The following is a 21,572-nucleotide window of genomic DNA, read 5'->3' on the forward strand; positions in this document are numbered from 1 at the left end:
GCCCGCCGCGCCCGCCGCGCCCGCCGCGCCCACGGCGTTCTTGCTCTTCGGGGTCACCGGATCCGGAAAGACCGAGGTCTACCTCCGCGCCATCGCCACCTGCCTCGCCCAGCAGCGGGGCGCGCTGGTCATGGTCCCCGAGATCGCCCTCACCCCTCAGGTCGTCGCGCGCTTCCGCGCCCGCTTCGGTGACGCCCTCGCCGTCCTGCACAGCGGCCTGTCCGACGCCGACCGCCACGCCATGTGGTCGAGCCTTCGCCGCGGTGACGTCCGCGTCGCCATCGGGGCCCGCTCTGCCCTCTTCGCCCCCGTCCCCGACCTCGGCCTGATCATCGTCGACGAGGAGCACGACGGCTCCTTCAAGCAGGAAGAGGGCGTGCGCTACCACGCCCGCGACATGGCCCTGCTCCGCGCCCAGCGCGCGGGCGCGGTGTGCGTGCTCGGCTCCGCCACCCCCTCGCTCGAATCCGTGGCCCTCGTCCGCCGCGGCAAGCTCACGGAGCTGCGCCTGCCCGAGCGCGCCCACCGCGAGGCGAGCCTACCCGACGTCCAGCTCGTCGACCTCCGCAAGTTCGGCGCCGGCCCCACGGGCGACAAGCTGATCTCACTGCCCCTCCACCGCGCCATCGAGCAAGCTCTCGCCGCGAAGGACCAGATCATCCTGTTCCTGAACCGCCGCGGCTTCGCCCCCAGCGTGGTCTGCGATGCCTGCGGCACCGTGGAGACCTGCGCGCAGTGCTCCGTGGCCCTCACCTACCACCGCGGCCGCTTCCGCCTGCCCCCGCCTGCCCCGCGCGCCGGACTCGACGACCTCCCGCGCCCCAAGTCTCCCCCGCAGCGCGCGCCGAAGCTCGCCCGCGGCGAGACCGCCGAGCTACCCGGCCTCCTGTCCGCCATGACGCCGTCCCCCGCGGCCACGCACGGCCCCCCGCGCCCCCGGATCCCCGTCTCCCCGCCCGCCAGCGGTGCGCACGATGCGCGCAGCCCGCACAGTCCGCACAGTCCGCACAGTCTTGAGGAGGACACCGTGCTGCGTGGCGGGCGTCTGCGCTGCCACTACTGCGACTACTCCGGCCCCTTGCCCGAGCGCTGCTCCACCTGCAACGCCCCGGCCCTCGTCCTCGAAGGCCTCGGCACCGAGCGGCTCGAAGCGCTGATCGCCGAGTCGTTCCCCGAGGCGCGCGTGGGCCGCCTCGACCGCGACGTCGCGGGCGCCGACAAGACCGAGGCCATCCTGGCCAGCATGCGCAGCGGCGAGATCGACATCCTCGTCGGCACCCAGATGGTCACCAAGGGCCACGACCTCCCGAGCGTCACCCTGGTCGGCGTCGTCAACGCCGACGCCGCGCTCAGCATCCCCGACTTCCGCGCCGCCGAGCGCGGCTTCCAGCTCCTCGTCCAGGTCGCCGGTCGCGCTGGCCGCCGGGACCGTCCCGGCAAGGTGCTCATCCAGACCCGCAACCCGGGCCACCCCGCGGTGTCCTTCGCCGCAGCCCACGACGTCGAAGGCTTCCTCACGCGCGAGCTCGCCGACCGCGAGGAGGTCGGCTACCCACCCTTCGCCCGCCTCGCCCTCATCCGCGTGGACGCTCCTGACGAGCAGGTGGCCCGCGACGCCATCGGCAAGCTCGCCGCCCAGGCGCGCACCAGCCCCGAGGGCCTGGCGCGCCGCGTCGACGTCCTCGGCCCCTCGGCGGCTCCCATCGCCAAGCTGCGGGGCCGCTTCCGCTTCAGGGTCCTCCTGCGCGCTGCCGAACGAGGTCCACTGCGCGCCGCGGTCGCGGCCGTGATGGCCGTGAAGGACGACGTGGACCGCAGCGTCCGGGTCGTCATCGACATCGATCCCGTCGCCATGCTTTGAGCCGGGTGTCGCTGGTACTTCGCCGCGACCCCTCATCCCCTCCCCGGATGCATTACGCTCCTCACCCGGAGAGAGCACGGAATGAGCAAGGCATCTGCACGCGATCGCGCTGATCGTTCCCCGTCATCCAGCGCGCCGCCGTCATCCAGCGCGCCGCCGTCATCCAGCGCGTCGCCGTCATCCAGCGCGCTCCCGCGGTCCACGGTGCCTCCGTCATCCGGCGCCGCTGCGTCCCTGCCCGAGGAAGTCATCGCGGGTCCTCACTGGATGCGCTTCGAAGCGCCAGACCTCATCTGCGTGCGGGCCCACGGCAATGTCACGCTCGCCGAGATGCGCGACGCCCTCGCCTACCAGCGCGCCGTGGGCGAGCGCCAGGGCCGGGTCTTCCTCCTCGCCGACATGAGCGCGCTCGGCACCATCGACCCCAGGGCCCGCCAGGATGTCGGCATCATCCGCAGCATTCCCTACCGCGGCATCGCGGTCCACGGCGCGAGCTTCCAGGCGAAGATCGTCATCAAGATGCTGATGGTGGCGCTCCGCGTCTTCGCTCCCGGCGCCGATCCTCACCTGCACTTCTTCAGTACGGAAGCCGAGGCACGGCGCTGGATCGCGGAACGCCGCGCAGCGCTGGATCGCGAAGCGTCCGGGCGCAGCTAGCCCCGAGGCAAGCATGCATGGATGAGCCTGTGGAGACGTCGCATGTCCTCGCTCCGGACTGAACGACTGCCCCTCCGCGCGCCCGCATGCGCTACCCTTGCCGTCTTCCCTTCGAGGACGAGGATGGACGAGTTACCTGCGAAGCCCAAGACGGATTCCCTCGCGCCGGACAGCAAGCCTGGCGTGCCCGCCGAGATCTTTGCCGGCCCTCATCGGGTGTGGCTGGAGCCCCCGGATCTGGTCTGCGCGAAGCTCTCTGGCGACGTGAAGCCGGGCCACCTGCGCACGTCCGCGGAGTACCAGCGCGCCGTGGCGGCGACGACGGGTCGGATCTTCTTCCTCGCAGACCTGAGCGACCTCGGCACCATCGACGTCGCGACGCGCAAAGACGTCGGCCACCTGAGGACCGTTCCTTATCAAGGCCTCGTGATCTACGGCGCGAGCTTCCAGGCGCGGCTCCTCATGAAGATGCTCCTGTCGGCGATCCGGCTGTTCAGCTCCGAGCTCGACGGCATCCTCATCTTCGCCGAGAGCGAGGCCGAAGCCCGCCGCTGGATCGAGGCCCGCCGCGCCACCCTCGACGCCACGGCCGCCCAGGGTACCGCACCCTCCCGAGAGTGAGCCGGCACCGCAACCCCCGGATGCCGAGGGTCAGGTGACCCTGAGCAGGGGGTCGTCGAGGGCGCGCTGAGGGTCGGGTGATCCTGAGCAGGGGGTCGTCGAGGGCGCGCTGAGGGTCGGGTGACCCTGAGCAGGGGGTCGTCGAGGGCGCGCTGAGGGTCAGGTGACCCTGAGCAGGGGGTCAGCGAGGGCGCGCTGAGGGTCAGGTGACCCTGAGCAGGGGGTCGTCGAGGGCGCGCTGAGGGTCGGGTGACCCTGAGCTGAGGGTCGGGTGACCCTGAGCGCGTCCTCCTCCGACCCCCATGTCTAGGTTCTGGGTTCTCCGTGATGTCTTCCACGAAGTGATTCCCTCGTTCAGGCAGGCTCAGATCGTATCGGTCGACGTGACTGAAGTGGTTTCCGCAGAGCGACGCTCCGATCTGATGGCGCTGTTCAAGGGGAAAGGGTGGGAGATCGCGGTCATCATCGAGGCGCAGCGCCACCGGGATCCGCGCAAGCAGCTCGTATGGCCGGTATACGTGGCCAGGGTGCGGTCGCGTTATGGCTGCCCGACCTGGTTGCTGATCGTGACCACGGATCCGGCAATGGTGGACTGGTGCGACGCTCCCATGATGAGCTGACGGGGAGCGGCGGCGGGCGCGTGCTTTCCGCGTCTGCGGTTCAAGCTTTGCCGGTCGGCTTTTCAGTCCACTTCGAGGTGAAAGTGGGGCGGGGCGGTCTCTTCGAGGAGGCTCACGCCGCCGGCCTCGGCGACGGTGGCGGCGAAGGCCTTCTTGTCGGCGGCGGTCATGTCGCGGTTGCGGACGTCGACGGCGCCCGCGCGGAGGTGCGCCGAGAGGTACACCTTGCGCTCGATCTGGCGGCGCAGCACGCCGTACACCGAGGTGACGATCTCGCCTTCGGGCCTGCGGGCGGCGCGGCCGGCGTCGTAGGCGGCCTTGATCTCGCGGACGGCTTCCTTGTTGCGGTAGAGGCGCATGACGTCGGCGCCGAGCTTGAGCATCTTGACCATGGCCTTGGCCTGGCGGGACGCATCGCGGGTGCCGCTGGTGATGGTCAGGTGCTTGCCGGTGCGGCGGAAGTAGGCGGCGTCGATCTGGAGCATCCGGCTCGCGACGTCGTCGGGCATGATCACGTCGGGCAGGGTGACGTACGGCGGACGTGAGGCGTTCGGGCTGGTGCGGGTCAGCTCGAGGGGCTCGTGGGGAGGGCCGGAGATCTCCTCGGGGGAGAGCGGCGGGAGGATGTCGCAGTCCGCCGGCGCGGCGGAGACGTCGCGGCGATCGCGCGCGGTGTCGGTCGCGCTGTCGGTGGTGCCGGGTGTCCAGGGGAGATCCAGGGCTTCGATGTCCCGGCCACAGCCTGCAGCGAGGAGAGCGCTGGCCAGAAAGAGCGCGCGCAGCATGGGCGCGGGGATGCCACAGGAGCAGGGTGACGGGAAAGAAAGCAGCGTGGCTTTACTTCCTGCCTGGCTGTCCACCCAGGGTCTGGTGCAGGATCGTGCGAATACAGGGACCCGAGGCGAGATGAGACGCAGCCTCCGCGCGTCGGGGGACCGAGGAGATTCATGCTTCCCATGCAGGCACGCGCGCGCATCGCTCGGTGGAGAGGGGTGGCCATGGCGACCATGGTGGCCCTTGGGATTTCGGCGTTTCCAGGGCAGGTCTCGGCCCAGACGCCGCCTCCCGTGGAGGGGTTCGCGCTGAGCCGGTTCCACCCGGCGCCAGCCGGCGACCGGATGTTCGGCGTGCCGTCACCCTCCACGGCGGGGGACCTGACGCCCCACCTGATGCTGCTCGGCGACTACGCGCAGGAGCCCCTGGTGCTGCGCTCGTCGGAGGGAGGTGACCAGGGGGCGCTGGTGGGGAGCCAGGTGCTCTTGCATCTGAACGCGAGCCTCGCGCTGTGGAAGCGGATCACGCTCAACGTGAACATGCCGTTCGCGTTCACCTCGGGCAGCGAAGGGGCGGCCGGGGGGACCGCGCTGCCAGCGCCGAGCGGGGCGGCACTCGGGGACCTGCGGCTCGGGGTGCGCGGGACGCTGTTCGGTGGGTACTTCGATCCGTTCCAGATCGCCATCGGTGGCTACGTGTGGGTGCCGACGGGGGACCGGGAGGGGTACGCGGGCGACGGAGGGGTGCGCGGCGCGCCGCAGCTCATCGTGGGGGGAAGGATCGCTCGGGTGATCTGGTCGGGCGTGGCCGGGGTCGAGCTGCGACCGGCGACGGCGTTCGCCAACGTGGAGGCAGGGACGGGGCTGCAGCTCGGCGCGGGGCTCGGTTACCTGATCGGCGACGACGAGCGGGTGCAGGTGAACGCCGAGCTGTTCGGGGGCGTGGGGCTCGGCGATCCGCAGGTGCGGACGACGAACATGGAACTCTTGCTCGGGGGGCGCTACCGCTTCGCGTCGGCGCTGGAGGCCGGCGTGGGGGTGGGGCCGGGGCTCACGCCGGGGATCGGCACGCCGTCGTTCCGCGGGGTGCTGATGCTGGCGTACTCGCCCGAGGTGAAGCGTCCGGTGACGGATCGCGATGGCGATGGGATCGCCGATCAGGTGGATGCGTGCCCCGACGAGAAGGGCGCGGCGAGCGCGGATCCGAAGAAACACGGGTGCCCGCTGCCACCGCCGGACAGGGACAAGGACGGCTTCCTCGACGCGAAGGATGCGTGCCCCGACGAGCCGGGTGTGGCCAATGTGGACCCGGCGAAGCACGGGTGCCCGCCGCCGAAGGATCTCGACAAGGATGGGATCGTCGATCCGGAGGATGCGTGCCCAGGGGTTCCGGGCGTGGCCGATCCGGATCCGAAGCAGAACGGGTGCCCGCCGCCCGACGGGGACAACGACGGGGTGCCCGACAAGCGCGATGCGTGCGTGGACATCCCGGGCGTGGAGACCACGGATCCGCAGACCAACGGCTGCCCGCCAGACACCGATGGGGACACCATCCGCGACGACAAGGACGCGTGCCCGCGGGAGAAGGGGAAGCCGAACGCAGACCCCGAGAAGAACGGCTGCCCCGTGGCGGTGCGGGTGACGGAGAAGGAGATCGTCATCCTGCAGCAGGTGCAGTTCGACACGGGGAAGGCGACGATCCGGGCGGTGAGCAACGAGCTGCTCGACGAGGTGGCCGGTGCGCTGAAGGACCACCCGGAGATCCTCAAGGTGGAGGTGCAGGGGCACACCGACAACCGTGGCGGCGCGGCGCTCAACCGGAAGCTGAGCCAGGATCGCTCCGACGCGGTGATGAAGGCGCTCACGCAGCGGGGCATCGCGGCGGAGCGTCTGCAGGCGAAGGGATACGGTCCGGACGTGCCCGTCGCCGACAACAAGACGGATGCAGGGCGCCAGAAGAACCGGCGTGTTCAGTTCCAGATCGTCGAGAAGCAGGGGAAGTCGTCGACCGATGGGGGAAGCCCCGACGGTGAGCCGGCGACCTCCCCGGCTTCACCCTCCCCCCAACCACCCGCATCATCTCCAATCCAGCCGGCGCAGCCGCAGAAACCATAACTTGGAAGGCAACGGACCATGAGACAGCGACGTGTCTTGACGGGGATCACAGGGCTTGCGCTGCTTGGAGCGAGCCAGGGGACGGCGCTGGCCGACCCTGTGCTGAGAGAGCAGGTGTCCCAGCGGGGTGACTTCATCCTGATCGGGAACACGCTGGCCCACGACTGCGCGAACCCCGCGAACACGGTGGTGGTGGGGAGTGTACCCGTGGGGATGCTCTGCGGTGCCAACACCTCGGACTCCGCGCCGGACGTGTACTGGCGGGCGGATCATCCGCTCTCGGGGCAAGCCCTGGCGGACACCACCATCACTCCAGGAGGAGGTTTGCTGCCGTCCCGGAGCACGGCGGTGCTGACGATCCCGGACGGCGCGGAGGTGACGCACGCCTACCTGTACTGGGGCGCGACCCGGAGCGCGCCGGACCTGACGGCGACGCTGGAGCAAGGGACGTTCAGCGAGGATCTCACGGGCACGCTGTCCGGGCAGGCGAACGCCGGTAACACGCACTATCAGGCCTTCGCGGACATCACCTCCATCGTGCAGGCCCGCGGCTCCGGGGCTTACCGGGTCTCCGGGGTGGAGGCGATCACGCTCGCGAACGCGAACCAGAGCTTTGCGTATGCGGGGTGGTGGATGGCGGTGTTCTACCGGCTGGACTCGGAGCCGTCCCGCAGCCTGGCCCTCTTCGACGGACTCGACTTCATCTTCGACGGGAGCACGGTGGACGCGACCATCGGCGGCTTCACGGTGCCCGCTGCGAACTTCGAGGCGAAGCTCGGGGTCATCGCCTATGACGGCGACAGCTCGAACGGAGACGCACTGCAGTGGAACGGCACGGCGCTGGAGAACCTGCTGAACCCTGCGGACAACTTCTTCAACAGCACCCGCTCGTACCTCGGGGCCGGGGTGTCGAACGCGGGTGACTTGCCGCAACTCACCGGCGGCCCGCAGAGCATGAGCGGTCTGGATCTCGACGTGGTCGAGGTCCCTCAGACCCTGCTCGCCGCGGGCGACACCTCGGCGGTGGTGTCGGCAGTCTCCAGCATCGACACCTTCTTGCTGGGCGGCTTGATCACCTCGGTCTCGACGCTGCTGCCGGACCTGTCGACGTCCACGAAGTCGGTGATGGACGTCAACGGCGGCGGGGTCGCGCCGGGGGACGTGCTCGAATACACGATCGTGGTCACCAACACGGGTGACGACGCGGCGGCCAACGTGGTCGTCTCGGATCCGCTGCCCACCGGGGTGACCTTCCAGGCCGGCTCGCTGGTGGTCGTGGACGGGGCGACGAACACCCCCCAGACAGACCAGGCTGGCGATGACCGTGCCGAGCACGACGCGGGCACGGTGACCTTCCGGGTGGGCGCTGGCGCGAACGGGACGCAGGGCGGGACGCTGGCCATCGGCGAGAGCGCGACGGTGCGCTTCCGGGTGACGCTGGACGCGGATGCGTCGGGCACCATCGAGAACCAGGCGACCGTCTCCGGAGAGAGCCCGGCCGGGGGGAGCCCGATCGAGTTCCCGACCGATGGCAACGAGGACGGGCCGGGGTCGCCGCCGACCGGGGTGCTCATCGACAGCGATGGCGACGGGCTCGGCGACGACGAGGAGGAGGCGCTCGGGACCGATCCGCTCGACGCCGACAGCGACGACGACGGGGTGCCGGACGGTCAGGAGCCCGATCCGGGCGGAGACTTCGACGGCGATGGGCTGATGAACGCGCTCGATCCCGACAGCGACAACGACGGGCTGTACGACGGGACGGAGATGGGCTTCGGCTGCAACCCGCCCGGCACCGACGTGAGCGCGCACCACTGCATCCCCGACGGGGACCTGGGCGCGACCACGACCGATCCGCTCAACGCGGACACGGACGGGGGCGGCGTGCGTGATGGCGCCGAGGACTTCAACCACAACGGCGTGGTGGATGCTGGCGAGGGCAACCCGACCGAGGGGAACGAGGGGGACGACGCCGGGATCACCGACACCGACGGCGATGGGCTGAGCGACGGTGAGGAGGAGTTCCTCGGGACCGATCCGAACGACGCCGACAGCGACGACGACGGGGTGATCGACGGCGAGGAGCAGAACCCCGCGGACGACACCGACGGCGACGGGCTGATCAACGTGCTCGATGTCGACAGCGACAACGACGGGCTGTTCGACGGGACGGAGCTGGGGCGCGACTGCGACAACCCGGCGACGGACGCGACGCTCGGGCACTGCCGGCCCGACGCGGATCCGAGCACGACGACGTACCCGCTCGATCGCGACACGGACGGCGGCGGGGTGTCGGACGGCTCCGAGGACGTCAACCTGAACGGCGCCGTCGATCTGCTGGAGACCGACCCGACGCTCGGTCACGAGGCCGATGATGCGCTGGTCCTCGACAGCGATGGCGACGGTCTCAGCGACGGTCTGGAGGCGACGCTCGGCTCGAACCCCAACGACATGGACAGCGACGACGACGGGGTGATCGACGGGCTGGAAGCGAACCCGAGCGACGACACCGACGGCGACGGGCTGATCAACGTGCTCGACGAGGACAGCGACAACGACGGGCTGTTCGACGGGACGGAGATGGGCTTCGGCTGCGACAACGACGACACCGATACGGGGATGATGACCTGCGTCGCCGACGCGGACGCCGGGGCGACCACGACGAGCCCCGTGAAGGCCGACACCGACAACGGCGGGGTGAGTGACGGGATCGAGGACGCGAACCACAACGGCCAGGTCGACGCGGGCGAGACGGACCCGAACGATCCGGGCGACGACCCGATCCCCTGCGAGGTCGACGCGACCTGCGGCGGGGCGACGAGCGGTCGGGTGTGCGATCCTGGCGCCGGGGTGTGCATCGACGGCTGCCGCGGCGAAGGCGGCAACGGGTGCGAGGAGGGGCAGACCTGCTCCTCGACGGACAACACCATCGGTGAGTGCGTGATCCCGGGAGCTGGCGGCGCAGGCGGCGGCACCGGCGGCACGGGTGGGACCGGCGGCGCGGGCGTCGGCGGTGCCGGCGGCGAGGCGGTGTCGGACGACATCCTCGTGCAGGGCGGTGGCTGCTCGTGCTCGGTGGCCGGTGGCGGCGAGAGCGACGGGCAGGAGACGTGGGCGCTGCTCGCGGTGGGCGCCGCCCTCGCAGCCGTGGGCCGGCGGCAGCAGCGGAAGCAGCGCTGAGCTTCCGCTGAGCCAGAGGCGTCAGGGCGCCGTGGTGCAGAGCCGCGGCGCTCGACGTAGACACGAGTGGCGAGGGGGCATGCTGGGCCAGCCAGCACACCTTCGCAGCAGGCTGCGCTTGCATCCCCGGCTGGCCCCCACCAAGGTGGGGCCGTGCTCACCCGCGAGGCCAGCTTCCTCATCGCCGCGGGGGTCCTCCATGTCGCGATTCCGGTGATGGCGCACCTCGCGCCCGAGCCGGCGCGGGTGATGGTGGCGCAGTCGAGCGGGGCCTCCGAGGAGATCCTCGTGGAGATGGACCCGGAGGCGATCCTGCGGCAGGTGCCGCGGGCGCGCACGGTGGAGACGCCGGAAGAGGTCGCGCGGGCAGAGATGCGCGAGCAGGATCCGCTGCGGCGGCGCATGCTGCAGGAGCGGGTGCCGTCGTCGGAGGCGCCGACGGAGATGCCGCCCGAGGGAGCGCCGGAAGGGGTGCCGCCCGAGGGGCCGGCAGAGGTGCCGCCGGTGCCGACGGCAGCGCCCTCGGCGACCGATGACTATGGCGGGCCACCCTCGCCGGAGGTGGCCGTGGCGCCCGGGCTGGGTGGGGTGCCGGTGTGGCAGGTCCCGGGCGTGCTGCCGGATCACAAGCCTGCAGGGCCAGCGCCGACCGTGGCGCCGGCGCGGCCCGATACGCCCACCGACAAGGCGGGGCAGCTCCTGCGGGAAGCGATGCGCACCAAGGACAAGGCGCTCGGCCTGGATCTGCCGGCGGCAGGGACGGTGGCGTCGGCGGTGGTGGAGGCCGCGCGCGCGGGGGACACGCCGATGAAGGCGCGGGCGACGTTCGAGGTGCGGCTGAGCGGGTCGGGGCAGGTGCTCGGGGCGCGCCTCGTGTCGTCGAACGCGGGCTCGCCGGATGTGTGGGCCCAGGTGGCGCAGGCTGCGAAGAGCAGGCTGTCGGGGCGCGCGCTGGTGATGCCGTCGACGTTCGCGAAGGGGGCGGTCGTCTACGTGAGCATCGTGTCCAGCGTGCGGATGCCGAGCGGCTCGGAGGGCGGGGTGAACCTGCAGGGCGCGGGGTTCGGGTTCGACGTGTCGGACGTGGGGGCGCACGCGTCGCGCGTGATCAGCTCGAGCTTCAAGGTGGTCGCGGTGGAGTAAAGCGCCGCCCGGAGGCGCCGCCTCGTGGGAAGGGCGTTCAGCGCAGGCGCGGGGCGGGGCCGTTCAGCTCAGGCGCGAGGCGGGGGCGTTCAGCGCAGGCGCGGGGCGGGGCCGTTCAGCGCAGGCGCGAGGCGGGGGCGTTCAGCTCAGGCGCGGGGCGGGGCTTCGGCGTCGTCGGCGTCGTCGGAGCGGTCGGTGGGCTCGGGGCCGCCCTCGGAGGTCATCCGCGCTTCGGCGAGCGCATCGGCCTGGGGCTCCTGCGCCTTCGCGGCGCGGTCGGCCTTCCTGCGACGTATCCGCGCGGCGATCCCGGTCACGGCAGCGACGAGGCCGAGCCCGGTCAGGCCCACGGCCGCCGCGGCCGCGGGGATGCCGGCGGCGTAGACCACGGCAGGAGGCGGGGGGCGGGTGGGGCAGGGGAGCCGCGTGTCGAAGCGGCAGCCGTGGATGAGGTCGACTTCTGCCTTGGCAGCCTGCACCTCCGGCGATTCCTTGGGCAGGCCGCTGAGCGCGAAGGAGGCGAGAAGGTAGGCGGCGCCCGCCTCGGGGTCGGACTTGGGGTTGCGCACCAGGGCGACCATGGCCTGAGCGCGCGCTTCCTGATCCTCCAGGGCGAGGGCGCTGGCGACGCGGCGGCCGAACTCCTTGTCGATCAAGGAGGCGCAGCTCGCGGCCTTGTACTCGCCGGTGGAGAGGAAGAGTTGCTGGCCGTCGATGCCCTCCCACGGCTCGGTCCCGGTGGCGATGCGAGGGGTGCTGACGGCCTTGCGGGACTTCACGGTGCAGCCGATGACCTTGGGCCTGGGGTGCAGGTGCTCGGCGGCGTAGGACCGGTAGGGGAGGTAGGCGATGACGCCGCCCACGAGCGCGATCGCGAGCAGCGTCAGGGCGATGCGCTTGCGGCTGCGGGGAGCAGGGGTGGTCGGCATGACCGGGCCGTTTTCGTCGGCCCGGGCGAGCGTGTCAAACTCAATCCGCCCTGCGGAGGGCAGCGCCCGTGGCGACGTCGCTCCAGGTGGATGCCGCGTCACCATGGCCCGACGCGGTGTACAGGTGATCGAGGAAGCGCGCGCAGGCAACCTCGCCACGCGCGTCGGAAGCCTCGCGGGCGCAGGCGAGGGCGGAGAGGGCGGTGAGCAGGGAGGGAGCGGTGCGGCCCGCAGTGGCGAGCGCGACGGCGTAGGCGAGGAGGGCGCGGGCCTTCTTCGCGGGAGGTTGCTCGGCCTCGGCGGCGGTGCGGAGCTGCCGGAGGGCGTCGCCCTTGGCGCCGCGGCCGAGGGCGACGATGGCGCTCACGCGGTCGACGAGATCGGTGTGGGTTCCGAGGCGTCTCAGCTCGGTGAGGACGGCGTCGATGCCGTCGAGCTTGCCGTGCACGAGGGCGTCCCTGGCGAGCTCCGCGAGCTGGTCGCCGAGCGTGACGGGGGACATGACGGGAGAGCGGGTGGTGGTGGCCAGGGGGTCCAGCTCGGGGAGGTTGACGGCGAACGGTGAGGTGGGAGGGCCCGTGTCCTCGGCGCTCTCCACGCGGGTGAGGGTGGGGGGCGCGGGAGGAATGGGCGGGGCGGTCAGGGCGCGCGGGCGGGTGGAGGAAGGGAGCTGTCCCTCGGGCAAGGTGTCCTGGCGGGCGCGGTACGCGACGCTCGGAGGCGTGAAGGTGCTGGACGAGGGCGTGTCGAGCAGCTCGGCGATGGCCAGGGGCGGCATGCGGTAGGTGGGCGGCGAGGTCCCGGTGTCCGTGTCGTCTTCGAGGGGCACGCCCTCGCCGGTGGCTTCCTGATCGGCGGCGAAGGCGAGCAGCTCGGCCTCGGCGGTCTCGAGCAAGGCGCGGCTGGCAGCGCTGGCGGCGCGGTTGGCGAGCTCGGAGGCGGCGCGGCCTTCGTGGGCCTGGGCGGCGTGCCAGGCGGCGTCGGCGAGGGCGAGGGGGCCGCCGTGGCGGCGGATGGCGCGGGCGGTCGCGGCGTGCCAGCGGTCGCGGTCGGCGTGGGGGATGGCGTCGAGGATGACGTCGCGGAGGGTGCGGGAGGTGAGGGTGAGCCAGCGGGCTTCGGGGCGGGTGACCCAGCAGCCCTCGGTGAGGATGCGCTCGACGGAGGCGATGCGGGCTTCGGAGCCTGCCATGGCCGTGGCGAGCTCGGTCACGGCGCGGTCGGGCGCTTCGCCTCCGAGGAGCGCCAGGGCGGTGAGCGTCGCGTGCGGGGCAGCACCCAGGCGGCAGAGGCGCCGCACGAGCCAGGCGTGCGCCGCAACGGACGTCACCGAGGGATCGGTGTCACGCGCGCTCCTCGGGGCCGCGCTCACGGGCGCTCCATCAGTCGCACGCACGGGTCCTCTGGCGCTTGCGGCGCTTGCGGCGTTTGCGGCACCTGCGGCACCTGCGGCACCTGCGGCACCTGCGGCGCTTGCGGCGCTTGCGGCGCTTGCGGCGCTTGCGGCGTTTGCGGCACCTGCGGCGTTTGCGGCACCTGCGGCGTTTGCGGCACCTGCGGCGTTTGCGGCACCTGCGGCACCTGCGGCACCTGCGGCGTGCGTCGGGTCGTGCGCGTGGCGCATGCCGGTCCTGCGGTGTGCATCGCGGCGGCCAGCCGCGTGGGAACGGGGGACGGCGACGTCATCCACCCAGCGGAGAGCGCCGAGTTCCAGGCCATCGCAGACGGCTTCGCGCACGCCGAGCGGGGTACCGCGCCCGAGGCGTGCCCAGCGGCGCGCGGCGGAGGCGGTGATCGCGCCGCCGAAGAGGGCGCGGGTGAGATCTTCCGCCTCGCTCGCGGACAGGGGGTCGAGGGATCGCCTGGTGCCGACGGGGGCGCTGGCGAGCGCGGGGGGGAGCGCTTCGCTGGTGTCGAGGCGGGCGATGGCGCGCGCGGCGCGGCGGCGGCCAATGGCGGCGGCGATGGCGCCGAGGGACCAGGGGTCGACCTCGCTCGCGTCGTCGACGAGGATGAGCCCGGGCGGGACGCCGTCGGCGCTCTCGGGCGTGATCCAGGCTTCGAGCAGCTCGGCGGTGGTCCAGAGGTCGGCGCCTTCGCCCGCCACGAGGTGGGAGAGGGCCTCTTCGAGGCGGCGCGGCAGCGGAGGGGTGGCCACGGAGGCACGGCTGAGCGCGCGTCGAAGGGCGCCGAGGGGTTCCCGGGAGGCGCCCTGGGGGGCGATGAGGAGCGCGCGGCCAGGGGCGGTGCGCTGGGCAAGCTCGGTGAGGGCGCGGGTCCCGCCCATGCCGCGGCCGGCGCGGAGGATGCCGACCGTGCCCGCGGGCAGGGCGAGGAGGTCCAGGGCAGGGGAGGCACCGACGAGCAGGGGCACCCGGAGCTTGCCCACCGCCTCGGCGGCGATGCGCCGGAAGGGCTGGCGGGTGTCGAGGCGCAGGCCGCGGACGGGGCGTCCATCCTGACGGCCCCGGCGGAGGCGGCTGAGGAGCAGCTCGCCGGAGCGGGCAGCAGGGAGGGCAGGATCGACGAGGACCTCGCCGGGAGCACCGATGAAGGCGAGGGCGACGGCGGCGAGCAAGGGCTGACCCCAGGAGAGCACGGCCTGGCGGCCCCACTCGCCGGCGGGGGTCATCTCGCCCTGGGCGATGCCGACGGCGAAGCGGTGGGCGGGCAGGACACCAGGGTCGTCGGCCGCCTGGATGGCGAGGGAGACGGCCTCCTCCAGCTCGTCGGGGCCGAGCGCGAACGAGAAGGTCTGCGCACCCCAGGAGCAGAGGGTGGCACCGAGGGCCTCGGCGCGTTGCTTGAAGGAGAGCGCTTGGTTCAGGTAGGTCGCCGCTCCCGAGAGGCTGACCGGGCGCGGCGCATCGCCGGAGCCGGACATGAAGGCGGCAGGCGAGGGAGGTGCGCCCGTCACGGCCCCTTCGGCGGCCGCGACTCCCCGGAAGCTGACGACGATCCGCTCAGGCATTGGAGAGCGGGATCATACCGGCCGCTGGCTCCTCTCGCGAGAACCGGGTTTACTGGCGGTGCACATGGTCGCCGAGAAGCCCGAACCTCTGCTCGGCCCGAGCTTCATCCGGGAGCTGGAGGTGCTCCGGCGGCGCCTGGAGATCCGCGCCCGCTCGGGGGGCGGAGGCGAGCACCTGGCCCGGCGCAAGGGCAGCTCCGCGGAGTTCCAGGAGCACCGGGCCTACGCGCCAGGCGACGACATGCGGCGCATCGACTGGGGGGCGTACGCGCGCACCGGCGAGCCGGTGCTGAAGCTCTTCCGCGCGGAAGAAGACGTGATCGTGCGGCTCGTGAGCGACACCTCGGCGTCGCTCGGGGTGGGGGAGCCGTCGAAGCTCGATGCGGTGCGGCGGCTCTCGGCGGCGATCGGGTACATGGCGCTCGCCAGGTCCGAGCGCGCGCAGCTCTTCCTGGCAGGGGAGGGGATCGCGCGGGAGATGGCGCCGTCGCGAGGGCGCGGGGGGCTCGCGGGGCTGCTCCGGGGGCTCACGGGGCTCACGGCGTCGGGCGGGACCAACCTGGCGCGGGCCGTCGACAGCGTGGTCCAGCGCAGCCCGCGGCCGGGGATGCTGGTGGCGCTCTCGGATTTCTTCGACCCGGGACCGGTGACCGCGGCGCTGGGCCGCGCGGTGCAGGCGGGACACGACGTGGCGCTCGTCCAGGTGGTGGCGCCGGAGGAGATGGAGCCGCAGATGGAGGGCGACTGGACGCTGGAGGACGCGGAGACCGGGGCGCTCGTCGAGGTCACCCTGGATGCCTCGGCGATCGAGGCTTACATGCAGCGCTTCGCGGGGCTGTGCGCGGAGCTGCGGGCGTTCGCGCGCAAGCACCGGGCGACGTACGTGCGGGCACGGACCGACGAGCCGCTCGAAGGGGTGGTGCGCCGCTTCGTGGCACGGAGCGTGGACTGAAGTGATGCCTCCCATGGCGCAGGCGGCGCAGGCGGCGCAGGCGGCGCAGGCGGCCGCCGCTGGGGGCACGGCACTCACCTTGCTCAAGCCGGCGGGGATGTGGCTGCTCGCGCTGCTGGTCCCGCTGGTGGTGCTCTACATCCTCAAGATCAAGCGTGAGCGTCGGCGGGTGGCGTCGACCTGGCTCTGGGCAGCGGCGCAGCGCGACCTGATGGCGCGCGCGCCCTTCCGGAAGCTCATCGCGCAGATCCCGCTGATCCTCCAGGCGCTGGCGCTCTGTCTGCTGGCCCTGGCCCTGGCCCGGCCCGCGAGCCGTGGGCGCGAGCTGACCGGCGACCACGTGGCGCTGGTCATCGACGCGAGCGCGTCCATGGCGGCGGCCTCGCCCTCGCCGACGGGAGAGCAGAGCACGCGCATCGCGCTCGCCAGGCAGGTGGCGCGGGACCTCCTGTCGTCGCTCGCGCCAGGGAGCGACGTGATGGTGCTGGAGGCGGCGCGCGACGCGCGGGTGGTCGCGCCCCTCGACAGGGACCTGGTGCGGGTGAAGGCGGCCCTCGACCGGGTGAACGCGCGTGACGTGGAGGGAGACCTGGGCGCCGCGGTGGCCCTCGCCGTCGACCGGCTGCGTCAGCTCGGGGGTTCCCGCCGGGTGGTGGTGCTGACCGACGGCAACCTGGCGCGACCCGCGCCGCTCGCGGGCGGGTCCATGCCGATCGAGGTGATCACGGTCGGCGGTCCGGTGGAGAACACCGGCATCGTGCGCGTCGACGTCCGCTCGGGCACAGCGCCGGGCACGGAGCGCGAGGAGGTGCAGGGATTCCTGGTGGTCGCGAACTTCGGCCAGCACCCGCGGGACCTGTACGTGACCATGCGGCAGGAGAACGCCTCCGACGTGCTCGCCTCGCGCCGGGTGCTGGTGCAGCCGGGAGAGCGGCTGCCGGTGGTGCTCACCTTCAACGCCACCCCCGGAGACCACCGGCGCGGCCTGCTCTTCGAGCTGTCGCCGCGGGACGCGCTGCCGGTCGACGACGTGGCGTACAGCCGGGTGCCGGCCGGCGACAAGCTGCCGGTGTACGTGGCCAGCGCGTCCGGCAACTCCTCCTGGCTGGAGCGCGCGCTCGCCGCCGACCCCATGACCACGGTCACGAGCGGCACCCTCGACACCCTCGCCTCGGCGCGCCTCGACGTCGACACGTTCGTGGTGGTGAACGGCGCATGCCCCCCGAACACCCCAGGTGGAGACCTGCTCATCGTCGACCCGCCGCCCGGCAAGTGCTTCGGCACCATGGTGGGGCGCGTCATCGAGCGCCCCACCTTCACCTCGTGGGAGGCCGCGGACCCGCGCATGCGCTTCCTGTCGCTCGACGGCGTGCACCTCGGCAAGGCGCGCGCCCTCAAGCCCGAGGGCCCCACCCAGGAGCTGGTGCGCACCCAGGAAGGCGTGGTGGTGACCGACATCTCCACCAGCAGCCGCACCGGCACGCTGCTCGGCTTCGACGTGGGCGACAGCGACTGGCCGCTCAAGGCCTCCTTCGTGCTCTTCACCAGGAACCTCCTGGAGCAGGCGCGCGCCCACCGCGCCCAGGGCGTCAACGGTCCGACCCGCGCCGGTGAGCCGATGCGCGTGGCCCTCCCCGCGAGCGCCGAGGCGCTGGAGGTGCTCGGCCCCTCCGGCGAGCCCGTCGAGGCGTCGCTCCGCGGCGGGCTCGCGGTGGTGGCCGAGACGCCTCGGGTCGGCCTGTACCGCGTCACCTGGGGAGGCCCTCAGGCCGGGAGCGAAGTGGTGCCCGTCAACCTGACCAGCGCCGCCGAGAGCGACCTCACCCCGCGCGCGCTCGACGTGAAGGCAGGCGGCGAGGTGGTGGTCTCGCCGGCGGGGGCGATGCCCGAGGGGCACACCGAGTGGGGCTGGGTGCTCGCCCTGGTGGCGCTCGGGTTCCTCCTCGCCGACGTCTGGTACTTCACCCGCGCGCCCCGGAGGAAGCCCGCGTGAGCGGCCTCATCCCCCCCTCGGCCATGCGCTACGCGCCGTACGCCGCGCTCGTCGTCGGCGTGCTCGTCTTCGGGTGGCTCCTCCGCGCCGCCTTCAAGGCGGGCGTCCACCGTCGCCCCATCCTCCTCGTCGGTATGGTGCTCGGCGCGCTGCCTGCGCTCTACGTGGGCCTGGTCTGGTGCGCCGTGCTCCACGAGAGCTACCTGCGCCTCGCCCGCCCCTCGGCCGCGCTGCTGGTGCTCTTCAGCACCGCGTTCGTGGCCTTCCGGCTCGGGCAGTCCACGCACGCGGCGCGGCAGGGCAAGTGGCGCAGCCGCCTCGGGGACCTGCTCACCGCGGGCGCCGCCTTCACCGCCGCCATGGCCGTCGCCGGCCCCGAGATCGGGCGCCCTCTCGACCGCCTCACACTCCTCGTCGCCGTCGACCGCAGCCGCTCCATCGACCTCGTGCCCGCCGCCGAGCAGCGCATGCAGCAGGAGCTGTCGGTCGCCGAGCTGGGCATGCGCGAGGACGACCGCATCGGCGTCATCGCCTTCGCCGCCGACGCTGCCACCGAGGACCCGCCGCGCCCGAAGTCCGAGCTGGCAGCCCCCCAGCGCGTCGTCCTCGGCCGTGACGGCACCGACATCGCCGCCGGCCTGCGCCGCGCCCTCGCGGAGATCCCCTCCGACAGCGCCGCGCGGGTGGTCCTCCTCAGCGACGGCGTGGCCACCCGCGGAGATACCATGGCCGCGGCCGCCGCCGCGCTCGCCATCGGCCTGCCCGTGGACGTGATCCCGCTCGAACAGCGGGTGGTCCCCGACATCCGCGTGGTGGCGCTGCGCGCGCCCGGGCGCGCCGACGAGGGCGAGGCGTTCGACCTGCGCCTGGTCACCTCGTCGCCCGAGCCAGCCGAGGTCGAGGTGCGCCTCCGCCGGGACGGCGTGCTCGTCTCCAGGGCCGAGGCCACCATCGGCGCGGGCGAAGACGTGCTGCGCATCCGGGAGAAGGCCCCCGGCCCGGGCCTCCACCGCTACGACGTGGAGATCTCCGCGAAGGACACCCGCCTCGACCAGGCCGCAGAGGACAACGCCGGGAGCGCCTTCGTGCGCGTGCGCGGCCAGGCGCTGGCGCTGGTCCTGGAGGGCGACCCGGGCCAGGGCGCGTTCATCGCGAGCGCGCTCCGCGAGGCGGCCTTCCACGTGGAAGAGGGCGGCCCCACCCAGGTCCCCGCCGATCTCGGCGGGCTCGCCGCCTACGACGTGGTGGTGCTCAGCGACATCCGCGCCCCCGACCTCTCCACCACCCAGATCGACGCCCTGGCGAGCTACGTCCGCGACCTCGGCGGCGGCCTGATCCTGATGGGCGGCGACCGGAGCTTCGGCCCCGGAGGCTACGCGCGCACCCCCATCGAGGAGATCTCCCCCGTCTCCTTCGACCTCAAGCAGGAGCACAAACGAGGCAGCCTGGCCGAGGTCATCGGCATCGACATCTCCGGCTCCATGGGCGCCAGCGCCGGCGCCCACACCAAGCTCGAACTCGCCAACGAGGCCGCCGCGCGCTCCGCCGCCCTGCTCGGCGGCGGCGACATGCTCGGGGTCGCGCACGTGGACACCGTGGTGAAGTGGAGCGTCCCCCTGCGCCCCGTCACCGACAAGGGCGCCATCGACCGCGCCATCCGCGCCGTGGGCCCCGGGGGCGGGGGCATCCTCGTCGACATCACCCTCGCCGCCGCCTACGCCGAGCTCGACAAGGTCAAGGTCAACCTCAAGCACGTCATCCTCTTCGCCGACGGCTCCGACGCCGAGAACATGGCCCCCTGCCGCGCCATGGCCGACAGCGCCCTGCGCCGCGGCATCACCACCACCGTCGTCGCCCTCGGCAACGGCGGCGACGTCCCCGACCTGGAGGTGCTCTCCCGCACCGGCGGCGGCCGCTTCTACCTCGTCGAGGACGCCTCCCGCCTGCCCGCCGTCTTCGCCCAGGAGACCGTGCTCGCCGCGCGCTCCGCGGTCGTGGAGACGCCCTTCCAGGCGGGCAAGGGCTCACCTTCCCCCATCACGGCCGGCATCGACTTCGGCGCCGCCCCGGCGCTCAAGGGCTACGTCGTCACCATCCCCAAGGGCCGCGCCACCGTCGCGCTGACCGGCCCCGACGGCGATCCTCTCCTCGCCACCTGGCCTGCAGGCGTCGGCCGCGCCGCCACCTTCACCAGCGACCTCAAGTCCCGCTGGGGCGCCGCCTGGACGCGCTGGCCAGGCGCCGCACGTCTCATCGCCCAGACAGCCCGCGACGTCTCCCGCAAGGAGGAAGACGCCCGCGTGCGCCTCGAAGCCGACGCCGCCGGGGGCGAGCTGCACGTCCGCGCCACCGTGGTCGGCGACGACGGCCGCGCCCAGTCCTTCCGCAGGCTCCTCGTGCACGTCGCAGGTCCGGACGGCATCTCCCACGAGATGCCCCTCGAAGCCTCCGGCGCAGGCGCCTACGCCGCGACCCTCCCCCTCTCCCGTCCCGGCACCTACATCGCCGTGGCGCGCGACGAGCTGAGCGGCGACGCCCTCGGCACCACGGGCGCGGTGATGACGGCCGGCGAGGAGCTGCGCCCCACCGGCAGCGACCTCGGCCTGCTCGCGCGCATCGCGGAGCTCACCGGCGGCAAGCGGCGCGACACCCTCGCAGGCATCTTCGCCGACCGCGCCGCGCGCCGCTTCTCGTACCGCGACGCGACCCCCACCCTCGTGCTCCTCGCCGCCTTCGGGCTGCTCCTGGCCGTCGCCGCGCGCCGTCTGGCGCTCCCCGAGGCCGTCGCCGCGCTCCCCGCCCGCCTCCGCACCACCCTCGCCAGCCTCCGCCCTTCTCCGGCCCTCGCCGGAGGCATGTCAGGCTCCGAGGCCACAGTGGGCGCGCTCCTCGCCGCCCGTGAGCGCACCCGCGCCGCCCCCGTCCCCCACGCCCCGCCCCCGGTGCGCCCACCGCCGACCGCTCCTGCCCCTCCCAACCCTGGCTGGAGCAGCGGCCAGCACGCCCCTCACGGGCAAGCTGCCATGCCGCCTCCCGCGCCCATCGCGCCGACAGGTGCACCTCCGCCGACCGCGGCGCAACCGCCCACCGCTGCTCAGCCAGAGATGCGCACCCTGACCGCCGCCGAGAGAATCCTCGCCCGTCGCCGCGGAAGGTCAGAGTAAGTACTGCGTACGGCAATTCAGGGACCTGCGGTCCCTACGCTCCCGCTGGTCGGTACTGCGTACGGCAATTCAGGGACCTGCGGTCCCTACGCTCCCGATGGTCGCTACCCCCGTGACTTCGCTGGAAGGTCGAGCCGAGGATCAGGGACGAACCTGGGAAACGGTGTTCGCCGCGCTCACCGCTTCTGGACGCAGCCCTGAAGCATGCCGTCCCAGAAGATGAACGTGAGCCGCCCATCATCGCGCACCACCTCCACGCAGCTCTCCGTCTTGCGGCTCACTTCCTCACCCCGCCTCATGGCCTCGATGCGGCCTTGCACACGCACCGGTCCGCTGGGGGTGACGATAGAGAATGCCTGGTCAATGCGCTCGCTCGTGGGGGTCACAGTCGCCTCCAGGGTCAGGGTTCTCACCCCTGCCCGCTAACAGATCATGCGTCCCATCCGGAATGGTGTCGGGCATGACCCTATTCGATCTGCTGAATCGCTTGGCGTGCAGATCAGTAAAATTGCGCTGGTGATGCCATTGTCAATATGGCTGGCCATACGGTTTTGCGCAACTAATTTGCTTCGAATTTGACCGCAGAGCGGCTC

The 21,572-nt window shown here is 72.6% G+C and carries 14 protein-coding genes; 10 read left to right on the forward strand and 4 right to left on the reverse strand.

Features of this window, described 5'->3' with window-relative positions:
• From priA to CAP_RS40860, 4 genes are all read left to right on the forward strand, one after another.
• The coding region (gene priA, locus CAP_RS54640; protein ID WP_052376834.1) for a replication restart helicase PriA at window positions 1–1,861 on the forward strand (1,861 nt) is incomplete at its 5' end.
• A 204-nt stretch (window positions 1,862–2,065) separates the two neighbouring features.
• Window positions 2,066–2,518 (forward strand): SpoIIAA family protein, encoded by a 453-nt coding sequence (locus CAP_RS40850; RefSeq protein WP_231511997.1) that lies wholly within the window; start codon window positions 2,066–2,068, stop codon window positions 2,516–2,518.
• A 123-nt stretch (window positions 2,519–2,641) separates the two neighbouring features.
• A complete protein-coding gene (locus CAP_RS40855; RefSeq protein ID WP_044251277.1) occupies window positions 2,642–3,139 on the forward strand; it encodes a hypothetical protein in 498 nt (165 codons plus the stop codon).
• Window positions 3,140–3,441: 302 nt separating this feature from the next.
• Window positions 3,442–3,759: an alpha/beta hydrolase family protein gene (locus tag CAP_RS40860; protein ID WP_052376835.1), complete on the forward strand. Its 318-nt coding sequence runs from the start codon at window positions 3,442–3,444 to the stop codon at window positions 3,757–3,759.
• A 62-nt stretch (window positions 3,760–3,821) separates the two neighbouring features.
• Here the strand turns inward: CAP_RS40860 and CAP_RS40865 are convergent, their stop codons facing one another.
• On the reverse strand, window positions 3,822–4,544 hold the full coding sequence (locus CAP_RS40865) for a hypothetical protein (protein WP_052376836.1): 723 nt from the start codon (window positions 4,542–4,544) through the stop codon (window positions 3,822–3,824).
• A 213-nt stretch (window positions 4,545–4,757) separates the two neighbouring features.
• Here CAP_RS40865 and CAP_RS40870 point away from each other — a divergent pair, with 213 nt between their 5' ends.
• The 3 genes from CAP_RS40870 (at window position 4,758) to CAP_RS46725 (ending at window position 10,970) form a co-directional block, all read left to right on the forward strand.
• A complete protein-coding gene (locus tag CAP_RS40870; RefSeq protein WP_081865790.1) occupies window positions 4,758–6,647 on the forward strand; it encodes an OmpA family protein in 1,890 nt (629 codons plus the stop codon).
• Window positions 6,648–6,665: 18 nt separating this feature from the next.
• Window positions 6,666–9,827, forward strand: a complete 3,162-nt coding sequence (locus CAP_RS40875) for an isopeptide-forming domain-containing fimbrial protein (RefSeq protein WP_156041611.1) — start codon at window positions 6,666–6,668, stop codon at window positions 9,825–9,827.
• Between the two features lie 153 nt (window positions 9,828–9,980).
• Window positions 9,981–10,970, forward strand: a complete 990-nt coding sequence (locus CAP_RS46725; protein ID WP_052376838.1) for a hypothetical protein — start codon at window positions 9,981–9,983, stop codon at window positions 10,968–10,970.
• Between the two features lie 146 nt (window positions 10,971–11,116).
• Here CAP_RS46725 and CAP_RS40885 read toward each other — a convergent pair whose 3' ends face one another.
• Entirely contained in the window at window positions 11,117–11,899 is a 783-nt protein-coding gene (locus CAP_RS40885) for a hypothetical protein (RefSeq protein WP_052376839.1), read from the reverse strand.
• A 40-nt stretch (window positions 11,900–11,939) separates the two neighbouring features.
• Window positions 11,940–14,870, reverse strand: a complete 2,931-nt coding sequence (locus CAP_RS51620) for a hypothetical protein (protein WP_044251280.1) — start codon at window positions 14,868–14,870, stop codon at window positions 11,940–11,942.
• Between the two features lie 64 nt (window positions 14,871–14,934).
• Here CAP_RS51620 and CAP_RS40895 point away from each other — a divergent pair, with 64 nt between their 5' ends.
• Genes CAP_RS40895 through CAP_RS40905 form a run of 3 tightly spaced genes read left to right on the forward strand, consistent with a single transcriptional unit; the run spans window position 14,935 to window position 20,979 of the window.
• Window positions 14,935–15,822: a DUF58 domain-containing protein gene (locus CAP_RS40895; RefSeq protein ID WP_044251283.1), complete on the forward strand. Its 888-nt coding sequence runs from the start codon at window positions 14,935–14,937 to the stop codon at window positions 15,820–15,822.
• Window positions 15,823–15,835: 13 nt separating this feature from the next.
• On the forward strand, window positions 15,836–17,815 hold the full coding sequence (locus CAP_RS40900; protein WP_081865791.1) for a vWA domain-containing protein: 1,980 nt from the start codon (window positions 15,836–15,838) through the stop codon (window positions 17,813–17,815).
• A complete protein-coding gene (locus tag CAP_RS40905; RefSeq protein WP_231511998.1) occupies window positions 17,812–20,979 on the forward strand; it encodes a VWA domain-containing protein in 3,168 nt (1,055 codons plus the stop codon). The genes CAP_RS40900 and CAP_RS40905 overlap by 4 nt, the downstream gene beginning before the upstream one ends.
• A gap of 176 nt (window positions 20,980–21,155) precedes the next feature.
• On the opposite strand, the gene CAP_RS40910 is transcribed toward CAP_RS40905, so the two are convergent.
• Window positions 21,156–21,392: a hypothetical protein gene (locus CAP_RS40910; RefSeq protein ID WP_156041612.1), complete on the reverse strand. Its 237-nt coding sequence runs from the start codon at window positions 21,390–21,392 to the stop codon at window positions 21,156–21,158.
• Window positions 21,393–21,572: the final 180 nt, after the last annotated feature.

This window comes from Chondromyces apiculatus DSM 436 (genome assembly GCF_000601485.1).
In the GTDB taxonomy this organism is placed as follows: Bacteria; Myxococcota_A; Polyangia; order Polyangiales; family Polyangiaceae; genus Chondromyces; species Chondromyces apiculatus.

Coding starts and splice junctions, on each gene's coding strand:
- CAP_RS40895 (WP_044251283.1), top strand. CDS start 14,935: ATGGTCGCCGAGAAGCCCGAACCTCTGCTCGGCCCGAGCTTCATCCGG.
- CAP_RS40885 (WP_052376839.1), bottom strand. CDS start 11,899: ATGCCGACCACCCCTGCTCCCCGCAGCCGCAAGCGCATCGCCCTGACG.
- CAP_RS40860 (WP_052376835.1), top strand. CDS start 3,442: ATGTCTAGGTTCTGGGTTCTCCGTGATGTCTTCCACGAAGTGATTCCC.
- CAP_RS40900 (WP_081865791.1), top strand. CDS start 15,836: ATGGCGCAGGCGGCGCAGGCGGCGCAGGCGGCGCAGGCGGCCGCCGCT.
- CAP_RS40855 (WP_044251277.1), top strand. CDS start 2,642: ATGGACGAGTTACCTGCGAAGCCCAAGACGGATTCCCTCGCGCCGGAC.
- CAP_RS40875 (WP_156041611.1), top strand. CDS start 6,666: ATGAGACAGCGACGTGTCTTGACGGGGATCACAGGGCTTGCGCTGCTT.
- CAP_RS51620 (WP_044251280.1), bottom strand. CDS start 14,870: ATGCCTGAGCGGATCGTCGTCAGCTTCCGGGGAGTCGCGGCCGCCGAA.
- CAP_RS40865 (WP_052376836.1), bottom strand. CDS start 4,544: ATGCTGCGCGCGCTCTTTCTGGCCAGCGCTCTCCTCGCTGCAGGCTGT.
- CAP_RS40870 (WP_081865790.1), top strand. CDS start 4,758: ATGGCGACCATGGTGGCCCTTGGGATTTCGGCGTTTCCAGGGCAGGTC.